At 48.9% G+C, this 23,487-nt stretch carries 19 protein-coding genes; 4 read left to right on the plus strand and 15 right to left on the minus strand.

The annotated features are described in order from the left end of the window. Positions 1-276: 276 nt before the first annotated feature. The 13 genes from ACLHG7_RS02560 to ACLHG7_RS02620 form a co-directional block, all read right to left on the minus strand. Positions 277-1,761: a bifunctional 2-methylcitrate dehydratase/aconitate hydratase gene (locus ACLHG7_RS02560; RefSeq protein WP_410209507.1), complete on the minus strand. Its 1,485-nt coding sequence runs from the start codon at positions 1,759-1,761 to the stop codon at positions 277-279. A 60-nt stretch (positions 1,762-1,821) separates the two neighbouring features. Next, a complete protein-coding gene (prpF, locus tag ACLHG7_RS02565) occupies positions 1,822-3,015 on the minus strand; it encodes a 2-methylaconitate cis-trans isomerase PrpF (RefSeq protein WP_410209508.1) in 1,194 nt (397 codons plus the stop codon). A gap of 146 nt (positions 3,016-3,161) precedes the next feature. Beyond that, positions 3,162-4,199 (minus strand): DUF1176 domain-containing protein, encoded by a 1,038-nt coding sequence (locus ACLHG7_RS02570; protein WP_410209509.1) that lies wholly within the window; start codon positions 4,197-4,199, stop codon positions 3,162-3,164. A 100-nt stretch (positions 4,200-4,299) separates the two neighbouring features. Continuing rightward, positions 4,300-4,965, minus strand: a complete 666-nt coding sequence (locus tag ACLHG7_RS02575; RefSeq protein ID WP_410209510.1) for an RluA family pseudouridine synthase — start codon at positions 4,963-4,965, stop codon at positions 4,300-4,302. 77 nt (positions 4,966-5,042) lie between these two features. Then, positions 5,043-7,643: a Fe/S-dependent 2-methylisocitrate dehydratase AcnD gene (gene acnD / locus ACLHG7_RS02580; RefSeq protein WP_410209511.1), complete on the minus strand. Its 2,601-nt coding sequence runs from the start codon at positions 7,641-7,643 to the stop codon at positions 5,043-5,045. A gap of 460 nt (positions 7,644-8,103) precedes the next feature. Further along, on the minus strand, positions 8,104-8,712 hold the full coding sequence (locus tag ACLHG7_RS02585; protein ID WP_410209512.1) for a hypothetical protein: 609 nt from the start codon (positions 8,710-8,712) through the stop codon (positions 8,104-8,106). A gap of 148 nt (positions 8,713-8,860) precedes the next feature. Beyond that, on the minus strand, positions 8,861-10,522 hold the full coding sequence (locus tag ACLHG7_RS02590) for a DUF4139 domain-containing protein (RefSeq protein WP_410209513.1): 1,662 nt from the start codon (positions 10,520-10,522) through the stop codon (positions 8,861-8,863). Positions 10,523-10,698: 176 nt separating this feature from the next. After that, on the minus strand, positions 10,699-11,829 hold the full coding sequence (prpC, locus tag ACLHG7_RS02595; protein ID WP_410209514.1) for a 2-methylcitrate synthase: 1,131 nt from the start codon (positions 11,827-11,829) through the stop codon (positions 10,699-10,701). Between the two features lie 112 nt (positions 11,830-11,941). Beyond that, complete coding sequence (gene prpB, locus ACLHG7_RS02600; RefSeq protein ID WP_407640760.1) at positions 11,942-12,823, minus strand: methylisocitrate lyase; 882 nt, start codon at positions 12,821-12,823, stop codon at positions 11,942-11,944. A gap of 223 nt (positions 12,824-13,046) precedes the next feature. Further along, a complete protein-coding gene (locus tag ACLHG7_RS02605) occupies positions 13,047-13,367 on the minus strand; it encodes a hypothetical protein (RefSeq protein ID WP_410209515.1) in 321 nt (106 codons plus the stop codon). A 55-nt stretch (positions 13,368-13,422) separates the two neighbouring features. After that, positions 13,423-14,454: an EF-hand domain-containing protein gene (locus ACLHG7_RS02610; protein WP_410209516.1), complete on the minus strand. Its 1,032-nt coding sequence runs from the start codon at positions 14,452-14,454 to the stop codon at positions 13,423-13,425. 174 nt (positions 14,455-14,628) lie between these two features. Further along, positions 14,629-15,336: a response regulator gene (locus ACLHG7_RS02615; RefSeq protein ID WP_410209517.1), complete on the minus strand. Its 708-nt coding sequence runs from the start codon at positions 15,334-15,336 to the stop codon at positions 14,629-14,631. Then, positions 15,329-16,891, minus strand: coding sequence for an ATP-binding protein (locus ACLHG7_RS02620; protein WP_410209518.1), 1,563 nt, complete (start codon positions 16,889-16,891; stop codon positions 15,329-15,331). The genes ACLHG7_RS02615 and ACLHG7_RS02620 overlap by 8 nt, the downstream gene beginning before the upstream one ends. Before the next feature lie 169 nt (positions 16,892-17,060). On the opposite strand from ACLHG7_RS02620, the gene ACLHG7_RS02625 reads away from it, so the two are divergent. The 3 genes from ACLHG7_RS02625 (at position 17,061) to creC (ending at position 19,961) form a co-directional block, all read left to right on the plus strand. Further along, complete coding sequence (locus ACLHG7_RS02625) at positions 17,061-17,546, plus strand: GNAT family N-acetyltransferase (protein WP_410209519.1); 486 nt, start codon at positions 17,061-17,063, stop codon at positions 17,544-17,546. Positions 17,547-17,668: 122 nt separating this feature from the next. Continuing rightward, a complete protein-coding gene (creB, locus tag ACLHG7_RS02630; protein ID WP_410209520.1) occupies positions 17,669-18,415 on the plus strand; it encodes a two-component system response regulator CreB in 747 nt (248 codons plus the stop codon). Between the two features lie 52 nt (positions 18,416-18,467). Continuing rightward, positions 18,468-19,961, plus strand: coding sequence for a two-component system sensor histidine kinase CreC (creC, locus tag ACLHG7_RS02635; protein ID WP_410209521.1), 1,494 nt, complete (start codon positions 18,468-18,470; stop codon positions 19,959-19,961). A 58-nt stretch (positions 19,962-20,019) separates the two neighbouring features. Here the strand turns inward: creC and ACLHG7_RS02640 are convergent, their stop codons facing one another. After that, positions 20,020-20,784: a ferredoxin--NADP reductase gene (locus ACLHG7_RS02640; protein WP_410209682.1), complete on the minus strand. Its 765-nt coding sequence runs from the start codon at positions 20,782-20,784 to the stop codon at positions 20,020-20,022. Positions 20,785-20,940: 156 nt separating this feature from the next. Here ACLHG7_RS02640 and ACLHG7_RS02645 point away from each other — a divergent pair, with 156 nt between their 5' ends. Next, positions 20,941-21,831, plus strand: a complete 891-nt coding sequence (locus ACLHG7_RS02645; RefSeq protein ID WP_410209522.1) for a LysR family transcriptional regulator — start codon at positions 20,941-20,943, stop codon at positions 21,829-21,831. Positions 21,832-21,909: 78 nt separating this feature from the next. Here ACLHG7_RS02645 and nuoN read toward each other — a convergent pair whose 3' ends face one another. Next, on the minus strand, positions 21,910-23,487 hold the full coding sequence (gene nuoN, locus ACLHG7_RS02650) for an NADH-quinone oxidoreductase subunit NuoN (protein WP_228254807.1): 1,578 nt from the start codon (positions 23,485-23,487) through the stop codon (positions 21,910-21,912).

The following is a 23,487-nucleotide window of genomic DNA, read 5'->3' on the forward strand; positions in this document are numbered from 1 at the left end:
ATCTCTCCTTGTATCTAAACTCTACAAAGACAGCGGCTTAGCAGCTAACGTGTCTACAACGGTTTACTTTGGCACATCAGCTCTTTTTAAACACCCAAGCCTTAAGCTTTGCGTGGTTTATTCTTGAATAATGTCTGATTATTCTTTGAGCTTTTGATTTAATTTATACCCTTTATGAATCATTGTCAAATTGTACAAATAGCCTATAATTACAAAATAAAATACTGAATTATAATGATTATTATAAGAGCACAAACATTCTGTTTAACTCAACGCCTAGATCACCAACAAATCCATAAACTCATGCACAGGCATTGCCTCTAATTGCACCGGATCATTGGTCAGATTCACAATCTGCTCAACCCGACTCGGCACAAAACGCGTCGCCAGATTAGTCTTAAATTTCTCAATCAGCACAGGAATGCCATCGAGACGGCGGCGGCGATGACCGAGCGGATACTCCACTTCGACCTTCGCAGTTGAGGTTCCGTCTTTAAAGAAAATCTGAATGGCATTGGCAATTGAGCGGTAGGCAGGATCGTAATATTCCGCACTATAGCGCGGGTCTTCGACCACGATCATCTTGTCACGCAGCACATCAATCAACGGATGTGCTGCATGGTAATCATCTTCATAGTCATCCGCCGTGAGATTCCCTGTGATGAGGGGTACTGCCACCATGTACTGCAGACAGTGATCACGGTCGGCAGGATTGGCCAGAGGACCGACTTTAGAGATAATCCGGATGGCTGAATCATGGGTAGTGAGGATAATCTTATCAATCTGATCCAGTTTGTCTTTGACCCACGGATGCAGTATAACGGCAGCTTCGCAAGCCGTCTGACTATGAAACTCGGCAGGAAAACTAATCTTAAACAAGACATTTTCCATCACGTATGAGCCATAGGGGCGCTGGAATTTAAACTGGCGGTCTGCGGGTGCTTTGGTTGCTAGATCTTTATTGGTATGGCTAAACAAAACGTCATAGAACCCCCACTGCGGGGCAGTCAGCGCACTGGGAATCCCCATCTCACCGCGTGCGGCGATATCGACCAGACGTACGGCACGCGAAGTCGCATCGCCAGCCGCCCATGACTTACGTGAACCGGCATTCGGCGCATGACGATAGGTACGCAGAGATTGACCATCGACAATCGCTTGAGATAAGGCCGCCATGGTGCGCTCACGATCCAGACCGCGTAGTTTTGCAATGACCGCAGTAGACGCTAGCTTGACCAAGAACACATGATCCAGACCCACACGATTAAAGGAATTCTCCAGCGCAATCACGCCTTGAATCTCATGTGCCATGATCATCGCTTCAAGCACTTGCTTCATGGGGATTGGGACTTTACCACGCGAGACTTGCACCTGAGACAGATGGTCAGCAACTGCCAGAATCCCGCCAAGATTATCAGAAGGATGCCCCCACTCTGCGGCAAGCCACGTATCGTTGTAATCCAGCCAGCGAATAATCGCGCCGATATCCCAAGCCGCTTTCACCGGATCAAGCTGAAATGATGTGCCAGGCACGCGTGCGCCGTGCGGCACAATCGTACCTTCAACGATGGGACCGAGCAGTTTGGTACATTCAGGGAAACGCAGGGCAAGTATGCCACAACCTAGGGTGTCCATCAGACAGTGACGCGCGGTAGTCAGTGCTTCAATACTCTCTATCTGGTAGTGAAGTACATAATCCGCGATGTCCTGAATCACGTGATCGTAATCAGGACGGGTATTGAGATCAAACGTAGCAGACATAGCAAAGCTTCCTGCTGATCGGGGAACTCAGGACAAGTTCCCCGCACTGACAAGCATACTCTAGAAGGTGTCGCCAGGGATGCGTACCCAACCTTCCATCAACACACGTGCACTGCGGCTCATGATTGCTTTGGTCACGGTCCACTCGCCATTCACTTGGGTTGCTTCCGCACCGACACGCAAAGTGCCTGATGGATGACCAAAACGTACCGCAGTACGCGCACCACCGCCAGCCGCAAGGTTCACCAGCGTACCGGACACTGCCGCCGCCGTACCGATTGCTACTGCTGCTGTACCCATCATGGCATGATGGAGTTTACCCATCGACAGTGCACGTACCAATAGATCGACATCGGCAGCATTAACCGCTTTACCACTTGATGAGACATAGTCTTTCGGCGGGGCAACAAAGGCAATTTTTGGGGTATGTTGACGTTTAGCGGCTTCAGAAATATCTTTGATCAAGCCCATACGCACCGCGCCGTAAGCACGAATGGTTTCAAACATCGCCAGCGCTTTGGCGTCGCCATTGATCGCCTCTTGCAGCTCTGTCCCGGTATAGCCAATGGCATCGGCATTAACAAAAATAGTTGGGATACCGGCATTGATCATGGTCGCCTTGAATGTGCCCACACCCGGAACTTCCAGATCATCCACCAGATTACCTGTTGGGAACATCGAACCACCTGCACCGTCTTCACCTTCATCAGCAGGATTGAGGAATTCGATTTGCACTTCTGCTGCTGGGAATGTCACGCCGTCCAGTTCGAAATCACCGGTTTCTTGCACTTCACCATTGGTAATCGGCACATGGGCGATGATGGTTTTGCTGATGTTGGCTTGCCAAATGCGCACGATGGCAACGCCATTCTGCGGGATACGGCTGGCATCGACCAAACCTGAACTAATCGCAAAGGCACCGACTGCCGCTGACAAATTCCCGCAATTCCCACTCCAATCCACAAATGCAGTATCAATAGACACTTGACCAAACAAATAATCGACATCGTGATCAGGCTGAGTGCTTTTCGACAGAATCACCGTCTTGCTGGTGCTGGAGGTCGCGCCGCCCATACCGTCGATTTGCTTGCCGTAAGGGTCTGGACTACCGATCACACGCAGCAGTATTGCATCACGTGCTTTGCCCGGCACTTGTGCCGCTTCTGGCAAGTCGGTCAGATTAAAGAAAACGCCTTTGCTGGTGCCACCACGGATGTAGGTTGCTGGGATTTTAATTTGGGGAACGTTGCTCATTAGGGTACCGAATGACTATTTAAACTTGCTAAGGATTATAGCGGCAATGCCCTATGGATTATAGGGAAAATGATGCTGCTTATTGTTGTGCATCCATAGGTCACATGCGTATCACGCTCTATTGCCCCGATGGAAATCAAACAAATCTAACGCACCGTTGAGACAAAAGTTGGCAAATCCCAAGTTCCGCCGGCTGCCACAGCTTTACACTCGCCTGTCGTCGAGGCGCCTGTATGAATAAAGTGATTGCCATCCCATGCCCATGATTCTGATGACAAACAATCTCCAACGCCCCGCCCTTTTTGCACAGAGGTGATTTTACCTTCCTGATAATCACTGGCATCCGTGGTAACGAGAACAGGATGGTAAGGCGCTTTGGCATCAATAACCCAGTAACCATACCCTTCGTTATATGCCGCGCGCCAACATAATGCTGAAGCGAGTAGCTTCTGGTCATTGAGACGTGTAATCGAGATTTCGCTGGACCCTTCCTGTGGATCAGTCAGCATCGAACAAGCGTCATCATCACTTTTAAAAGTCGACTTCAACGCCGCTCGGAGTTGGCTCCGTTGTGTGGGGTTCCACGATACAGGTGATGATTTGACTTTGACAGCGGTGATTAGCGGCTTAGGCAAGGCTGGTAATACATTGGCTTCGGTCAATGTGCCTTTCTTCACAATGGCGCCTGTGGTGTTGATACGGCCTTGCACATCATCCATTTTGAGCAGCACGGCGGCCGCGCCTTTATCCGAGATACGCCACTTTTGCTGCTTACCGATCAAATCAATTGGGCTGGTCTTTTTCACTGAGGATAATATCCCCTCAACCTGGGCACTCGATAAGTGACCGATAAAATCACCATCTTTACTGATGCTCACCTTGCCAAAATTCTGACCATTGATCTTCATTTGTACTTCGGTATCTGTCGGGTCGGTATCAGTAGCGCCTAAACGAATCTGACCAACGACCGCTTGATTCCTACCCGCTGCACGGGTCAACAATACAGAGACAGGTTGTTGAGTTCCATTATCTTCATTTTGATAACCCGCCGCACGACAAGTTCGCGTGTTATCACAGATGATCTCCCAATCCCCAGAGGTAAAGGAAATACCACTTTCAATGGGATCAGCATATGCAAACTGTCCAAGCACCAGCCCTAGTGACAACCAAGCCAATTTTTTCATTTTTATTTTCCGTTGTTATGGTGTGTGGTCTAGCGCCTCCAAGCTTAAACGGAATGAATCTGCTGAGCTAGCGGATTGCGGTGTTTTATCTCTACGCTATCTAAAATGGTACCTGAGATCGTAGCGCTATCGGCTGGCCCTGTAGCGGATGTTCAAAGGCCAAGTAACTAGCGTGCAAGGCCAAACGATTCAAGCGACTTTGCAGGGGATCAGGGTGATATAGCTTATCGCCGGTAATGGGATGACCGATATGTGCCAGATGCACGCGTAGTTGGTGTGAGCGTCCAGTGATGGGCTCTAATAAAATACGGCTGTGATTGTCGCCAGCGTTATAGTCGAGTTGCTGGTAGAGCGTTTTGGCGGTTTTACCTATCTCAAAATCTACTTTTTGCTTGGGGCGATTGGGCCAATCGGTGATCAGCGGCGCATCTATACTCCCCTCGCCAATCAAATTGCCTTGGACTAAAGCGATATAGTGCTTCTTAACCGTGCGCGCTTGAAACATTTTACTGATCGCGACTTCTGCATCACGGTGTTTGGCAAACATGAGAATGCCTGATGTCGCCATATCCAGACGATGGGTGACTTTGGCGTTGGGGTGTTTTTCTAATATGCGCAGGTAGGCACTGTCATGGTGTTCAGGCAGGCGCCCGGGAACGGACAATAACCCTGCGGGCTTGTCGATCACCACAAGGTCATCGTCCTCAAACAGAATGGTTAAGGAATCTTGTGGTGGGGTGTAGATGAAGTTGTCATCAAGCGGCATAAGAATATATCTAATTTTAAAACAACATCAAAAAAGCCCCGCCTCACGGCAGGGCTTTCAATAATTACTAAAGCTAATTAAGCCACAGCACCTTCCAAGAAGTCCTGTGCAAAGCGCTGCAATACACCGCCCGCTTCATAGATCAACACTTCCTCAGCGGTGTCCAGACGGCAAGTCACTGGCACTTCAACACGCTCGCCATCCTTACGATGGATGACCAAAGTCATGGTCGCACGAGGAGTCGGCGTACCGATCACATCAAACACTTCAGTACCATTGATGTTCAATGTCTTGCGGTTTTGACCCGCTTTAAACTCAAGCGGCAGTACACCCATACCGATCAGGTTGGTACGGTGAATACGCTCAAAGCCTTCAGCCACAATCGCCTCAACACCAGCCAGACGTACACCTTTAGCTGCCCAGTCACGGCTAGAGCCTTGACCATAGTCAGCACCGGCGATGATGATCAGTGGTTGCTTGCGATCCATGTAGGTCTCAATCGCTTCCCACATACGTGTGACTTTACCTTCTGGCTCAACACGGGTCAGCGAGCCTTTCTTCACTTGACCATCGACTACAGCCATTTCGTTGACCAATTGCGGGTTAGCAAAGGTCGCACGCATAGCAGTCAGGTGATCACCACGGTGAGTCGCATAGCTGTTGAAGTCTTCTTCTGGCAGACCCATTTTATGCAGATATTCACCCGCAGCACTGTTCATCATGATCGCGTTCGATGGTGACAAGTGATCCGTGGTGATGTTGTCTGGAAGTACCGCCAGAGGACGCATACCGGTCAAGGTACGTGGGTTCGCCGCCAGTGCGCCTACACCCGTTGTATCCCAGTAAGGAGGACGACGGATATAGGTCGACATTGGGCGCCAGTCATACAGTGGGCTTGCCGCTTCTTCTACCTTGCCCAAGTCAAACATCGGGATGTAGACCTTGCGGAATTGTTCTGGCTTCACGCTCTTGGCAACCAAGGCGTCGATTTCAGCATCAGATGGCCAGATGTCTTTGAGGCGAATCTCTTTGCCTTCATGTACACCAAGCACGTCTTTTTCGATATCGAAACGAATCGTACCTGCAATCGCGTAGGCAACCACAAGTGGTGGTGATGCCAAGAACGCTTGCTTCGCATACGGATGAATACGACCGTCGAAGTTACGGTTACCGGACAGTACGGCAGTCGCATACAAGTCACGGTCGATAATTTCTTGCTGGATCACCGGATCAAGCGCGCCGCTCATACCGTTACAGGTCGTACAAGCGAATGCCACGATACCAAAGCCCAATTGCTCCAGATCAGTCAGCACACCTGCTTCTTGCAAATAAAGCTCAGCGGCTTTAGAACCCGGTGCAAAGGATGATTTGACCCATGGCTTACGCACCAGACCAAATTCCAGCGCTTTGCGTGCCAACAGACCTGCGGCAACAGTGTTACGTGGGTTACTGGTGTTGGTACAGCTGGTGATTGCAGCGATGATCACTGCGCCGTCTGGCATTTCGCCTTCGACTTCTTCCCAAGCACCAGAGATGCCTTTCGCTGCTAAATCAGCAGTTGCAACACGTGCGTGTGGGTTTGAAGGACCCGCCATGTTACGGCCTACGGCTGACAAATCAAAGGTCAAAACGCGTGGATAAACGGCAGTTTTCAGGCTCTCAGACCAGAGGCCAGTTTCTTTGGCGTAGATTTCTACCAGTTCAACTTGTGCATCTTCACGACCAGTCAAACGCAGATAATCAAGCGTTTGGTTGTCGATGTAGAACATGCCTGCGGTAGCACCGTATTCTGGAGTCATGTTGGAAATAGTTGCACGATCACCGATCGACAGATCATCTGCACCTTCACCAAAGAACTCTAGATATGCAGAGACCACACGCTCTTTACGTAGGAATTCGGTTAATGCCAGCACGATGTCAGTTGCAGTGATGCCCGGTTGACGTTTACCAGTCAGCTCAACGCCGATAATATCCGGCAGACGCATCATCGATGCACGGCCTAGCATAACGGTTTCTGCTTCCAGACCACCCACACCAATCGCGATCACACCCAATGCATCGACGTGCGGTGTATGGCTGTCGGTACCCACACAAGTATCCGGGAAAGCCACGCCATCACGGGCTTGAATCACTGGAGACATTTTCTCCAAGTTGATTTGGTGCATGATGCCGTTACCCGCAGGGATCACGTCAACGTTTTTAAATGCGGTTTTAGTCCACTCGATAAAGTGGAAACGGTCTTCGTTACGACGGTCTTCAATCGCACGATTCTTGACGAAGGCATCCGGATCAAAACCACCACACTCCACAGACAAGGAATGGTCAACGATCAATTGAGTCGGCACAACCGGGTTTACTTTAGCAGGATCACCGCCCATGTCTGCAATCGCATCACGCAGACCTGCCAAATCAACCAATGCGGTTTGACCCAAGATGTCATGACACACTACACGAGCGGGATACCAGGGAAAATCCAAGTCTTGCTTGCGTTCGATCAACTGTTTGAGCGAATCGGTCAAAGTCGCAGGATCGCAGCGACGCACGAGGTTCTCTGCCAATACGCGTGAGGTATAAGGCAATTTGGCATAAGCGCCTGACTCGATTGCATCGACAGCACTACGGGTGTCGAAATAATCAAGGTTAGTACCTGGAAGGGGTTTGCGGTTTGCTGTATTCATATGACGTCTAGGCTCAATCATTAACATTCAAAGGGGCTGGGTAGCGGGAGAGTCGATTGGATCGACCTGCGCCTTCTTCTGCCGATCTGCAATGCAGGATCAGCACGACCTTGCTTCGCTCAACGCGAAAAATCTAATCTATGCTCAAATAAGACTATTGTTTGTCTCTTAAGAGATATATCGAGCAATCCGTAGATGTTGGCTTAAAAGGGCTTCAAAATGATGTTCGCTTTAAAGCTGCAGTATTGTACTCCTTCAAAATACCATTTCCCAAATCTTATATTAATCAAAATGATAACCTTATATTTTGAATGTTTTTAGAGTTTTTACTCAAAATAAGGCAATTTCGAGGGGGTTTAAAGGGTTCTTTTTCAAAAAAAAAAGAACCTAAAACAACTAAGTAATTAATTTATATAATAATAAATTTTAATTTTTAAATGTGATAAATCACCAAATCTAGTTAGATCTTGGGTTTGGTGGCCTGTATCATCCCTTTTAGCATCGCCAAGCGTGACATGGCCTGTGCCCTATAAGCAGCGGAGAAGCGTCTTTTTTGAATATGATTGCTCAACTCAGCAATCATGGACTCCGGTTGATTGAACAACTGCTGCACTTGAGCGCGATCTTCAGCCGTCATCTTTTGAGGATTGAGCTTTGCTGAAAGTTGCCGCCATTCCAGCTTAAAGACACGCAGCTTCATTTCTTGGATATCCAGATACTCTTGATCATAAGTGCCCCACTGCCGTGTAAACGCGTCGATGTACATGGTATCGATCAAGTCCAACTGACTATGGGTGAATTGCGTCATCTTTTGAGTATCGCCGGTATTGGCTTGTGCTGCGATGAGCGTGGCTTCATAGCGATCAGGATTGAGGATTTTACGCAGGCGCATGCCATCTGGGTCGGCATAGGTCATCAGGTGCGCTGGATGCCTACTCTGGGCCAATTTATAGGCATTGATATCGCTGTTATACGCCGCAAGTGCTTGGCTAAACGTTTCCTTGTTTTGCTCGGCATGGAGTCCGTTTGCGGATAACAGCAGGCAAAATATCCCTATAATTTTTTTCATGATTTCCTAATCAAATAAAATCCCCAAGCCTGCAAATTAGCATACTCCAAATGAAGGTCGTACAAAAATTGTCTCACAAGATGTGATGAATTTCTCAGATGAAAAAGGCTCAGATTTTTCTGAGCCTTTATATACACCTTACAGAGGATTAGCGCTCAACAACACGTGCATCTTTGGGAGAACTGATCGTGTAGTTGGCAGCAAAGCGTGTTTTTTTGTTTGAACCCAACTCCGTTCTCCACAGCGTCAGACCTTGCTGCTTATTCCAGTTCTGTTCAGTTGGCGTCGGCTCAAACTGACTGGTGATATGGATGTTACTATCTAGAGCGACTGGAGCCGCCTCAAAGACTTGTAAAGTAATAGACTGATTATGCTTATTTTCAATCACATAGCCATGAGTGATATGTCGTTCACGGCGTGAGCCAGTAAATCCAGCGACGGATTGCGTATCCTGCACAGGTTCCGATAGAACACGAACCAACTCATCACGACCAAAAGGCAAATCCTGCTTGTCGGTCTGATCAACATTGAAATTGGTTGATCCAACAAAAGCTCCATCTCTGTAGAGTTGCATCGGCCCTTCGGGCCAGATCCCGTCTGGTGGCGCTATCTCTGCTACCAAATAGGCATTTGCATCGAGCAGTGGACTGGTTCGAGCCACGATCTTGGCGGTTTGATCCGTTTGTCCTAATGAAAATGCAATGCGTTCACCGTTAGAGGGAACATCGATGTTGCCGGGAATATTGAATGCGGTAGTGTAGCCATAGTTCACCACTTCGGGCGTATAATTTGGTTGCATCGCTGAACCAGACTGTCTAATCGGTATGTCTTCTGTCAATTGCGGTGTTGCTATTGGCGCTGGGGCTGGGGCTGGTGGGCCATATTCGAGTGCGGAACTGGCCGCAGCAAAACGACGTTGTGGCTGTGGGGGTGGCAAAATATCAACACCCCATTGCCGTGGAATCGGTGAGTTCGAATTTGCATGGGGCTGCCCTGTCGATAGGGTAAGTTTGACTCCAGACCAATCCTCCCCTGTCGATTGACTCACCATTGCCCGACGCTCGATGTTAAGTTTGCCCGTGCCCGTATCTAAAGATGCACGATAAGCGGGTGACCAGTTCGGTCCATGCACCAGATAATTTAAGCGGATTTCAGCATTTCTAGAGGAATAGAGAGTTGCTTTCACGGTTGTGACTTTATCGTGTTTCTGGGTACGAGCCCGCTCTGTGATCAAGGGTTGCAGTTGCTTGTCTAAGTTTTCTATTTTTTTGTCTAACTGATACTGTCTTACATTGTTATCTTGTCCAGAACGGCGCAAAGCATCGATTGTTGCGGTGATATTCTCGTTTTTAGAGCGAACTTTCCATGGGTGATCAGGGTCATAGGTATAGCTCTTCAAATACCCCTTTACCGTATCCAAAGAGTCACTCTCAGCTTGCAGAGCTGCCTTCTGATCTTGTAAGGTATCGATACGGGCATCTAATGGATGTGCTGCACAAGTCGTGGATAAACTGCGATCTTGAGTGTCTACAGTCATCTCACCAATACTGACTCCGCTATCCGCAGTGATCTGCAAGCTTTGTGGATCCAGTCCTGCTGGTAAGCAATCAAAAATGACCGTTTTGGTTCCAGCATCTACGGTCATGGCACGCTGCACTGTCGCGGTTCCCGGATAAACAGTAACCGCAGTCAAATGCGAACTGGCCTCTGCCACCAAAGGCAGACCCAACAAGAGGACCAGACAGGAAGATGAGGATAAATGAGGTGCAATAGAACGTTTAAAAAAAAGAGACGACAACGGCTTAGGCATATCCATATCTCAAAAAGAATTGTTATCTATGATCTTTTGAGCATAGCAACATGTCGATCAGCCTACCATAGTGTTTTGATGACAATTGAAGCGTTTCAAGTCCAGTAGAATACTCCGCAATAAAAAAAGCCCCTTTGAATAAAGAGGCTTTTTTTGATGATTAAAGCGGTAGCGAATTAGCCGCGTGCAGCAATCGGAGTCACTTTACGCAGTTCTGGACCAGTATATTCAGCACTTGGGCGAATGATACGGTTGTCAGCGCGTTGTTCCATCACGTGTGCAGCCCAACCCGTTAAACGGCTGATCACGAAAATTGGCGTGAACAGTTTGGTTGGAATACCCATGAAGTGATAAGCCGATGCATGGAAAAAGTCTGCGTTACAGAACAGTTTCTTCTCACGCCACATGACTTCTTCACAACGCACAGAAACTGGATACAGTACGGTATCGCCCACATCAGCCGCCAGTTTCTCTGACCATTGTTTAATGATGCCGTTACGTGGATCGTTGTCTTTGTAGATCGCATGACCAAAGCCCATGATCTTGTCTTTACGTGCCAGCATACCGAGCATTTCTTGTTCTGCTTGGTCTGGGCTGGTGAACTTTTCGATCATGTCCATGGCTGCTTCGTTTGCACCGCCGTGCAGTGGGCCGCGCAGTGAACCAATCGCAGCAGTCACACAAGAGTGCATATCGGACAAGGTTGATGCACACACACGTGCAGTGAAGGTTGATGCGTTGAATTCATGCTCTGCGTACAGAATCAAAGAAACATTCATGGTTTGAGCATGCAGTGCCTTTGGTTTTTCGCCATTTAGCAAATGCAGGAAGTGTGAACCAATGCTGTCGTCATCGGTTTCGGTTTCGATACGCACGCCATCGTGCGAAAAACGATACCAGTAGGTGATGATCGATGGGAATGCGGCCAATAAACGGTCAGTTGCGTCTTGCTGCTGCGCAAAGCTCAGTTCAGTTTCAAGGTTACCTAGCATCGATGCGCCAGTACGCATCACATCCATTGGATGCGCTTCTTTTGGAATATTTTCCAAAACGGTTTTCAGTGCTTGTGGCAAACCGCGTAAGGTTTTCAGTTTGGCTTTATAAGCTGCAAGCTGTGCTGCGGTTGGAAGCTCACCAAAGAAAATCAGATAGGCAACTTCTTCAAACTCGCAATGTTCTGCAAGATCACGAACATCATAGCCACGGTAGGTCAGACCTGCCCCTTCTTTGCCTACGGTTGAGAGTGCAGTTTTACCTGCAACTTGTCCACGTAGCCCCGCACCAGATAATACTTTTGCTTCTGCCATGTTGTTTATTCCCATTGATTGTTGATTTAAAGGATAACGTCTACATTCTATTTTTAAAGCGAATCCCCACTCACCTGCTTTTCTTCAAGCAGGTCAGCGGGATTTTTTAAACTTATTTCTCAGATTTAAACAATGCGTCAAGTTTATCTTCGTAGGAGTAGTAATCCAGGAATTTGTACAGATCGACACGCTTTTGCATCAGGTCGAGTACGTTAACTTGGGTCCCTTCTTTACGTACGGCTTCAAATACGGCCAGTGCAGCTTTCTGCATTGCTCGGGTGCCAGACAGTGGGTAAAGCACCATCGCGATGTCTTGTTCGCGCAGTTGTTCAACCGTGTAGTACGGGGTATCGCCGAACTCAGTGATATTGGCAAGAACAGGGACTTTAACCGCGTCACAGACCTTTTTGTACATGGTGATGTCGGTCATCGCTTCTGCGAAGATCGCATCCGCACCGGCTTCAACAAATGCACAAGCACGGTCGATCACGCCTTGCAGACCTTCAGCTTGCAGAGAGTCGGTACGCGCCATGATGACGAAGTCAGAATCGGTTTTGGCATCAACCGCTGCTTTAACGCGATCAACCATTTCACCTTTGGTGACGATTTCTTTGTTTGGACGATGACCACAGCGTTTTTGCGCGACTTGGTCTTCAATATGGACAGCGGCGACCCCAGCGCGGATCATTTCTTTAACGGTACGGCCGATATTGAATGCACCGCCCCAACCAGTATCGATGTCCACAAGCAGAGGGGTATCAACAACGCTGGTGATACGGCGTGCATCAATCAACACATCTTCAAGTGAGGTGATGCCCAGATCAGGCAAGCCATAGGAGTAGTTCGCAACGCCTGCACCGGATAAATAAATCGCTTTGTAGCCCACTTGGGTGGCCATCATGGCGGCATAGGCGTTTACGGTGCCCATGATTTGTAGTGGCTTTTCAGCCGCTAAGGCTTCCCGAAAACGTTTACCTGCACTGCTTGTAGACATCAAAAACTCTCCTGACGATGAGATCCTAGCCATTGATAACGCACACTAGGATGAAATAAGCATATAAAATTTTGCCGATATTGTAGCGGATTCTTTACACAAGTTGAGTAATTCACTCCATCACGCTAAAAAATTCTCAATATAGCGCCTTAATAACGCCTTCTAGAAACGCAAAAGCCCAATATGGAGAACCATATTGGGCTTTGATATTGCGAATAAATCGTTAAGGCAATTTGACAATGCCATAACCCGCACCACTACGTTGATAGTAGTGTTTATTCGCAAAATAATAGGTTTGGTGATGGGATTTCACAATCCGGTAGCGATGCGGTAAGGTCTTAATCCATCCCTTGGTCGATGGTGGAGTCACCGCCGCTTTAGGATGAGCTTGATGCCATTTTGCGTCATGGACGGATTCAGCACGATACTTGCTGCCGGGTTGCTGAGGAATCGCTTGTGCAACCTGTAGCGACCCAGCCCATAGCCCAAGCACCACGAGTGTGCCCAGACCTGCTTTCAACGTGATTGGATTTGAAGTATTCACACCTTCCCCTTTTTCATAACACCATCAAGTATTTAATACTTGATGGATAACGTTTTTATGACGATGTTTTGGCATGCTGATTCGTGAAAAAAGCATGGAGCTCATCTTGACTAATCTGACCGTTATGATCTGTATCAATTTCATTAAAATGTTGTGCGATTTTTGGTGCATTCGCTTGAGCTTCGCTCAGACTAATCTGACCATCGCCATTGGTATCGATTTTCTTGAACCAATCCCCACGATCACGCCATGGACCGCGATGATCACCGCCATGATGATGCTCATGACCAAAGAAACGACCCCATAAATGATGCCAGAAACCACCATGGTGATGCGGCTTGAACGCCAGCCACTCTGCCAAGGTTAACTGGCCATCATGGTTGGTATCTGCCTTTTTAAAGGCTTCGGTTCGCATCTCGATACGCTTGGCATCCCATTTTGCTTTCTGTGCTTCATGGTAAGCCTTCAGCTCATCTTGACTAATCAAGCCATTATGATCGGTATCGATCTCATTAAAATGCTTGGCAATAAATGGCGCATTCGATTGCGCTTCAGCAAGACTAATCTGATTGTCATGATTAGCATCTACTTTTTGCAGCCATTCTGCAAGATGTTTAGCACCACGATCTGCTTCTGGCGGCGGTGGTGGTTGATCCCCTGCATGCTCTGGGCGCTCATCAGGGCGACCTTGATCGGGACCATGGCCTCCACGATGCCCCTCAAAACGATGCTCAGAACGTGGCGGTTTAAACGCTAACCACTCTTGCAAACTCACTGTACCGTCTTTATTGGTATCGGCGAGATTGAAAAGTTCTGTACGGCGCTGAGTCCGCTGCTCCTCACGTTCAGCTTTATGCTTTTCATGCCACGCTTTACGCTGTTCAGCGGTGAATTCTGGTTTAGCAGCAGCGGGCGCCACGCTGGCTGGTGCTGTCGCTACGGCGGCACTTGCCGCACTGTCATCGGCCCAACTCGCCATGGACAATCCACCACAACCGATCACGACTGCCGCGATCAGAGAGTGTTTAAAACTCGGCTGTTTGCTGAGCTGTTTTTTTGACAATTGCTTCGAGATAAATGTACTCATTTGATGACTCCGATTTGTCGGTACGGCTAATTGCCGCTTTTTGTGGACAAGACCAAAGTAACGTTCAAATGTCGGTACAATTTGCAGGAAATGAGGAGAAAACAAGGAGCTATGTGCCTTTGCGTGACTTATGCACACTTTAGGTACACTGCCAGATTTCTCCGCTTTTTTATCCTACAGCTCCAATTTATAACCCACACCATAAATCGAACGGATCACATCCTCAGGGGCAACAATCGCCATCTTCTTCCTTAAGTTTTTGATATGACTATCAATAGTGCGATCCGTGATAATGCGCTGGTCATCATAGACATGATTGATCAACTGATCGCGTTGAAACACGCGCCCCGGTGCATCAGCTAAGGTCTTCAGCAAACGAAACTCGGCAGGTGTTAGCTCCAGCAATTGATCGTGATAACGCGCTTCAAAGCGTGCCTCATCCAGCTGTAATTGCGGAAAGTGAGTTAATCCGGTGGTTTTAATGCCCTGATCGCCATGCGGAATGCGACGTAAAATCGCCTTGACCCGCGCCATCACTTCACGCGGGCTAAAGGGCTTACAAATATAATCGTCGGCACCAATCTCAAGCCCGATCAAGCGGTCGATCTCTTCCACCCGTGCCGTAATCATGATAATCGGTACTTGACTGATCCGGCGCAGGTCTTTGCAGACATCCAGACCATCACGTCCGGGCAACATCAGATCCAGCAAGACCAGATCGGGTTGATCGGCTTTGGCATGTTCGCTGTAGTATTTCGCAACGTCACGACCGTCGGAAATCCAATGCGTCGCATAGTCATTGGCCGTTAGATAATCGATTAGCACTTGCGCCAGTTTCGGCTCGTCTTCAACCACGAGCACCAAGGCTTTCTTTTCACTCATCACATAGTCCTTCTAAAGCTGGGTTCTCATTAGGCAATACAATATCAATCCAAATGCCTCCGAGCGGTGAATGTTTGGCTTGGATCGTGCCCCCATGCGCCTCAACAATCGTCTGGCAAAGCGGTAAACCTAAACCTGCTCCGCCGGTCGCCCGATTACGCGAGCTTTCCACCCGATAGAGACGCTCAAACAATTGTGGCAATTCTTCGTCAGACACGCCCGGTGCTGAGTCTTGCAAACTGATGTGGACACCGTGATCGGTACGCCGCATGGTAAATTTGACTTGCCCATTGGGGTCGGTATAGCGCAGTGTATTTTCAAATAAGTTCTTAAATAACTGGGTTAATCGACGCTCATCCCCATGCAGAAGCACAGGCTGATCCGGCAGTAACACATATAAGGTCAACTGCTTCAGCTTGAATCGCTCTTGAAAAAGCGAAATCACATGATGCAAGCTGGCATTAATGTCCATCTCTTGCATTTGATAACGTAAACCACCGACATCTGAAAGCGATAACTGATAAAGGTCATCAACGAGCTGACTTAAGGCTTGGGTCTCGGATAATAATGAGTTCATCGCAGCCACATCCGGCTTTCTAATCCCATCCTGTATGGCTTCCAGCTCGCCTTTGAGGATAGCAAGCGGCGTCCGCAGTTCATGAGAGATATCTGCCACAAAATCACGGCGCATTTTTTCATTGCGCTCAAGCGTTGCCGCTAGATGATTAAAGTCTTTCGCCAGTTGCCCCAGCTCATCTTGCTGATCCACATGGGTACGCGTCTCATAACGCCCCGCAATCAACTGCTGGGTTGCATCGGCCAAGCGACGTACTGGCGCAAGAAACAGCCGTGCGAGCAACAATGCAGCAATGATCGCAACAATTGCCGCGCCGAGCATAATCAGTAAACTCGACTTGCGCTGCTGAGCCAGGAAATTCTGCTCAGCAGGCATCGCTCGTCTTTCCCGCGGAGAGACTGCAAGCCAGCCCACAGGCTTGGCTTGAAAGAGGATGGGATAACGATGCGAGGCTTGAGAGAGATCGGTCTTACCCGCGATCACAACGCCCTTCTCATCCAGCAAACTCCAATGAGCAAAACGTCTGGAACGATAATCTGAACTCGGGGGCGGCCGTTTAGATTCTGCTGGGTGTTGTCCGCCCACGGGAGATTTCTTAGACTCGGCTTTAGCAACCGCAGCGTTATGAATATCCTGAAGCGTTTTTTTCTCGGACTCACTCACCAGACCTTTAAGCTGGTCACCAAAAGAAGGATCCATGGGTTGCTTGTTATTAAGCCCTCGCCAGATTCCGTCCGAACGCAAAATATCCCGCCATAGCTCGGGCTTATTACGGATAAAATCCCAACTGCCTTTATCATCATAAAGATCAGCAAGCGTCACCGACATCGCTTGTGCACGCTGATCATCCTGCTGTTCATTAAAGGCATTAAAGCTATGACGCAAGCTCCACGTCATGGCCCCGCCCATAGCAAAAATGACCAGTGCACTAATGCCCAGAATGGCTATAAACAACTTAGTGGTGATGGCTATCCGCATGATAGCCCTACCCGTAATCCCTCGATCATTGTACTCACGTCATTCAATTTTAAGGCTTTGAAGCATAGTATGCGAGCCACAATCTGCATTCAAGTTGTGCGATGTATCCTTGTCAGCATAGACTAGGGTCTTTCGTGAAATGTATTTAAAAAATAAAGGCAGGGAACCTATGATCATCAAACGCCTCGATCCAGACTCTGATGAAGCACAAATGATTATCACGCAGTCTGATGCCTATATGAGCGCCCTATACCCCAGCGAGAGTAATCATCTGGCCAGTACCAATGTGCTGAAACAATCCAATGTGCTGTTTCTTGGCGCCTATGTCCAGAATCCTGCCCAAGAGGAAAAACTGGCTGGCTGTGGCGCTGTGCGGATACGCACGGACGATGGACACTATGGTGAAATTAAACGTTTATTTGTCTTTGAGGAATACCGCGGCCTTGGGATTTCAAAAGAAATCATGTGTGCCCTTGAGTCCTCCCTGATTGATCAGGATATCTGGATTGCGCGCTTAGAAACGGGTGTCAAACAGCCCGAGGCCATCGCACTCTATCAGAAGATCGGTTATATAGAGCGTGGTCCGTTTGCGAGCTATCAGACTGATCCACTTAGCTTATTTATGGAAAAAGTGCTATCCCCTCATGGGGTCTAGACTGATCCATACGACATGTTTTGAGATCGCCCATCAAAACTTCACCTAAAATCCATAATCGATACTGGACATCACTTGCGATTCATTCCAATAATGCATGATCACTTCTGACCTGACTGGCTATGTCTTCGATCACTCCTCCTGCAACGACTAAAAAAATTCTGTTGGTTGAAGATGACCCTGCCATTGCTGAACCGCTGATTTATGCGCTGCAACGCGAAGGCTGGCAGGTCAATTGGGTTACGCTTGCCGCACACGCCTTAGATCTACAAGAAGAGACACCACACGACTTTATGATTCTGGATGTCGGGCTCCCTGATATGGATGGTTTTGATCTATGCCGTGCCATCCGTAAACAGTGGAGTACCCCACTGCTCTTCCTCACCGCACGGAGTGAGGAAATTGAACGCATCATCGGCCTTGAGATCGGCGCCGATGATTACTGTGCCAAACCCTTTAGTCCGCGTGAAATTATCTCGCGAATCAAAGTGATCTGGCGACGGATGCAGACCTCGGAGGTCGCACCTAGCCATCCTGCCCCCAGTCCAGAACCTAAATCAGACTTAGAACAGCTAATTGCTTGGGGGCCATGGCACTTAAATCTACTGACCTTCCATGTGCTTTATCATGCGCAGCCCTTGAGTCTCACCCGTTATGAGCTCCGCTTACTGAAGGTGTTGCTGAAGCATCCTGAGCGCGTCTGGAGCCGTAACCAGCTGATGCAAGCCGCATGGGAGCATCCGGATCATAGTTTAGAGCGCACCATCGACAGCCATATAAAAACCTTGCGTCAGAAGCTACGTGTGATTGATCCCATCGACCCCATTCAGACCCATCGGGGATTGGGTTATAGCTTAAGTCGCTCATGAGCAGATTAACGATGCACGTCTATACTCGTATGACACGATGCGGAGGCTACCCATGTCGATTTTTTTAAGAATCTGGCTGGCCTTTGCCATCGTGCTACTGGTCGGCAGTTACTTTACCTTAAGCGCCATGCAAAACCAGATTAAGCCGAGTGTGCGACAGGTTGTTGAAGAAATACTGGCGGACAATGCCAATATCATCGCCACTTTGATTGCTGCTGACGTCGCTAACGGTCAAGTCCAGACCCCTGAATTTCAGCAAAAGATGCAGCAAATTCTAAGTCGTAAACTGGATGCCAAAATCTGGAATCAACAAAAAGATAGCATCAGCCAGCAGCTTTATATTACGAATAGCAAAGGCATTGTGCTCTACGACTCGCAAGGTCTTACCGTAGGCCATGATTATTCCCGCTGGAATGATGTGTACCTGACCCTGCGCGGTCACTATGGGGTGCGCTCTACCCGAACTAACCCCAATGATGCCAGTACCTCAACCATGTATGTTGCCGCACCAATTCTCTGGCAAGGGCAACTCATTGGCGTACTGTCACTGGCAAAACCGGGTATCTCGGTACAACCCTATATCGACCGTGCACAACATGAAATGATGTTTAGGGCGCTGTGGATTGTGCTGTTGTCCTTGATCGTTAGTGGCGGTGTGGCATGGTGGCTGCGACACGGCATTGAGCAGGTACGACGCTATGCCTTGGCGTTTACACCCAGATCCGCTACCGAGTCGCATCCGCAAGATTCGGGCTATACGTCCAGCAAGCCTGCTAAACCATTACGCTTTTGGATTGCCCGTGAGCTCAACGATCTGACCAAAACCATTGATGACATGCGCGAAGCACTAGCAGGAAAGGCCTATGTCGAAAACTATGTCCATACCCTCACCCATGAGCTCAAAAGTCCACTGACCGCAATCGCCGCCAGTGCCGAACTCTTGCAGGATGATTTACCGACCGCAGATCGTCTACGTTTTGCCGAGAACATTCATGAGCAAACCGAGCGCTTGCAACTGCTGATCGAGCGCCTACTGTTACTCACGCGTTTAGAGAAACAGCAGGATCATCTGGAGCAACCTCTTGATCGGGAATCGGTCTTGCTCATCGAGCAGTTTAAGCAATTGCTGCATGAGCGCAGCGCCCTAATCCAGACACGGCAATTGCTGATTACGCTGGATATACCCAACAATACCACGCTCAATGCCGAGCCTTTCTGGTTAGGTCAGGCCTTGGGTAATCTTTTGGACAATGCCATTGATTTCACGCCGCAGGGTGGCCGCATTCACATCAGTGTCACCCTTGCCACAGCTCAGGACCCTCACCTCCGCATTCAAATCCAGAATAATGGTCAAGCGATTCCCGACTATGCGTTGCCGCAAGTCTTTGATCGTTACTTCTCATTGCCTAGGCCCGGAAGCGGACGCAAAAGTACGGGGATTGGTCTCACGCTGGTGCGCGAGGTGATGGCCCTGCATCATGGCTATGCGCAGATTGAGAATATTGCGGACGGCGTGTTGATTAGTCTGTATTTTAAACAAAATTAGGGAATAGCGTAGAGGGGTTGATCTTTATTAGAGACCAACCCCTCTAAACATTTGCAATCTACCAGTAATTCTCAACCGCAATATTGCCCACCCCACGACGATTCATGGTCAAGCCGCGGGCTTTTAACGCATTGCGCGTATCGTCCACCATTTGTGGGTTGCCACATAACATCACATGACTACTCTCAAGACTTAGCGCTACCCCAGCGGCCTCTTCCAATCGGCCTGATGCAATCAATACAGGCAAGCGCTCATGCAGTGGATAGGTAGAATCACGCGTCACGATGGGCAAGAACTGGAAAATGGCACCGCCTTCATCACGGAACAGCTCAGGGAGCGCATTAATCTCCGTGACATAAGCCAGTTCCTCCAGCGTACGGACGCTATAAGCCAGAACAATATGACGATAGCTCTGCCATACGGTAAAGTCTTGCAGGATCGAGAGAAATGGCGCAAGTCCCGTTCCGGTCGCCAGCAGCCATAGGTCTTGTGGCAACGGTTCTTGATATCGTGCAAGGGTCAAATAACCGTAAGGAATACGCTCAAGCAGTAATTGATCACCAGCTTTTAAAAACTGCAACTTTGAGGTGAATGCACCATCCGCCACCACAATGGAGAAAAACTCTAGTTCTTCGGCAAAGGGAGATGACACCACGGAATAGGCGCGGACTATCGGCGCTGCACCAGGAACTTCAATACCAATGCGGGCAAACTGTCCGGCATCAAAACGGAAATGGGCAGGACGCGTCATGACGAAGCTAAATAGGGTTGGACTCCAGCGACGCACGCTCAGGACAGTTTCTCTGGTGTATTTCTCGCTCAGGGCATCCACCACAGACGCACTCACTACCTCATCACTCACGCAAATATCTCCCCAACGGACTTTAACTGACTTAAACTGACTGGGCCTATCTCACCTGCCAACATGGTAGCATGTCGCTTGCTTAAAGTGATTCATCAACATGATTGAGATTGATCCATGCGTATGACCTTGCGCCAGCTTGCCGTTTTTGTTGCCATTGCCCAAGAGGGAACCGTTACCCGTGCCAGTGAAGCCGTACGCCTCACCCAAAGCGCCGCCAGTATGGCACTGTCCGACCTTGAAAATGGTATCGAGTCGCCCTTGTTTGATCGTCAGGGCAAGCGCCTGCATTTAAATGATTTGGGACGCTATCTTCTACCCCAAGCACTGGAAATTTTAGGTCGCGCGGAAGCCTTTGAACAAGCGGCGCGCGGTGAACTACAAACCGTTGATCTGCGTCTTGGCTCTACCCTGACCATCAGTGACTATCTCATGCCCGACCTGATGGCGGGCTTCTTGTTGAAGAAACCCGATGCGCACCTACGACTGCAAGTGGGCAATACCCGCCAGATTATTGAAGCGGTCAGCCAGTTCCAGCTGGATCTGGGATTGATTGAAGGCTCGTGTAACCTCCCGCAGTTGCAAGCCATTCCATGGGGGGCGGATGAACTGGCGGTGTGTAGCGCACCGACCCATCCTCTAGCGATCAGACAACAACACGCCGCACTTCATCTTGATGACTTTCGCGATGCTGACTGGATCGTACGAGAGGAGGGTTCAGGTACCCGCGAGGTCTTCGATAAGATCGTGTTGAACGACCTGCCGGACGCCCGCTTACGCCTGACCTTGGGTCATAACGAAGCGATTCTAAAAGTGGTGGCGGGTGGGATTGGGATTGGCTGTGTGTCGCGCCTTGCCGTTGAACCAATGATTGATGCAGGTCAATTGGTGGTGCTGAATACGCCGTTTTGGATGCTGATTCGCCCTTTTTTCTTGCTGGTTCATCGTCAAAAGTATCAAGGACCGGGGATGAAGGCGTTTATGACGTATTGTCAAGAGTCGATTTAATTCATTATACAGATCAGAAAATTAGGCATAAAAAAACCAGACATCACGTCTGGTTTTTTTATTTAACTCTAACGACGTTTAGAAGCGTGCCATCGCAGCCAGTGCCAAGAGTGGTGCTGGATAGACCCCGAGGATCAATACCAGCAGCGAGCATAGGAGTACAACCACCCCACCCGCTTGCGTACCCCAGTTACCTTGTGCATCCAGCCCTTTGGTTTTGGCGGGTGTCATGTAGAGCACAACCAATACGCGCAAGTAGTAGTACAAACCGATCGCACTACCCAAGATCACCACAGCAAGCAGATACCATGCACCGCCAGTGGTCGCAGAGAGGATCACGAAGAACTTCCCGATAAAACCAGCAGTCAGTGGAATACCAGCGAGTGACAGCATCATCACGGTCAGTACCGCTGTCAGCACCGGACGACGCCAGAACAAACCACGATAATCCGCCAAAGACTCCGCTTCATCGCCGTCATAAGGGCTCGACATCAAGGCCACCACACCAAAAGCACCAATCGTGGTCAGTACATAAGCGACCAAGTAGATGTTGACTGTCGGTAAGCTTGCAGTACCCGCAACCACAATCGCAATCAGGATATAACCCAAGTGTGCGATGGATGAATAACCCAGCAGACGCTTGATGTTAACCTGACGTACAGCCAATAAGTTACCAATGATCACGGACAATACTGCAATGACGGTCAGGACGATACGTGTCCCTTCCATCGCCAGTGCACCACTGCTGAACAAGAAGCGCAAGAGCAATGCCAATACCGCAACTTTGCTGACCGTCGCCAAGAATGTGGCAACGGGTGCAGGCGCACCTTGATAGACATCGGGTGTCCAACGATGGAACGGCACCAATGACAACTTAAAGGAAACACCCACTAAAATCAGGCCAACACCCGTCACTGCAAGCGGCGCATGTAAGGTGCGAACCAAGACTTCGCCCAATTGACGGAAATCCAGTGTGCCGCTGTAGGCATACAAGAAAGCCATACCCATCAGGATCGATGCAGAAGCCGTTGCAGAGAGCACCATATACTTGATGCCTGACTCCAACGCTTTGCTACGCTCATGGGTATACGCGAGTAATCCATAGGTCGGTACAGAAAGCAGTTCAAGACCGATAAAGAAAGAGGTCATGTTCTGTGCACAAACCAGCAGCATACCGCCCGCAATTGCAATCAGCAGCAGAATATACAGCTCTTCTTTATTATCTTTATAGTCATGAATATAGGCATGGGCCAAGGTACAGCACGCCAAACCTGCAATCAGAATCAAAATGATATAGAACTGTGCAAAGCCATCCACCACGAACAGCGAGTTAATCGCATTGATCGCAGCAACTTTGCCCGTCACAAACTGTTCAGGCAGAAAGTCTAACTGGATAAATTCTTTGATCCCGAAACTTTGATCAGGACCCAATTGGAAATAACGGCGTAGCACTTCCATCGGAATAATTTGCAAGCGATGCACTGCAGGTAAGAACACCGATAACAGCGCCGCATTCAGACCAATCACCGTCACCGTCGCACTGAGGTTATGGTGACGCTTAATCGCAATCAGCAGCATTACTAAAACGGAGGTCAAACTGACAATAAAGACTGGCATTAAAGGCAGAAAATCGACCAAATTGAGTTCATTCGTCAT

This window comes from Aquirhabdus sp. (assembly GCF_046462495.1).
GTDB lineage: Bacteria > Pseudomonadota > Gammaproteobacteria > Pseudomonadales > Moraxellaceae > Aquirhabdus.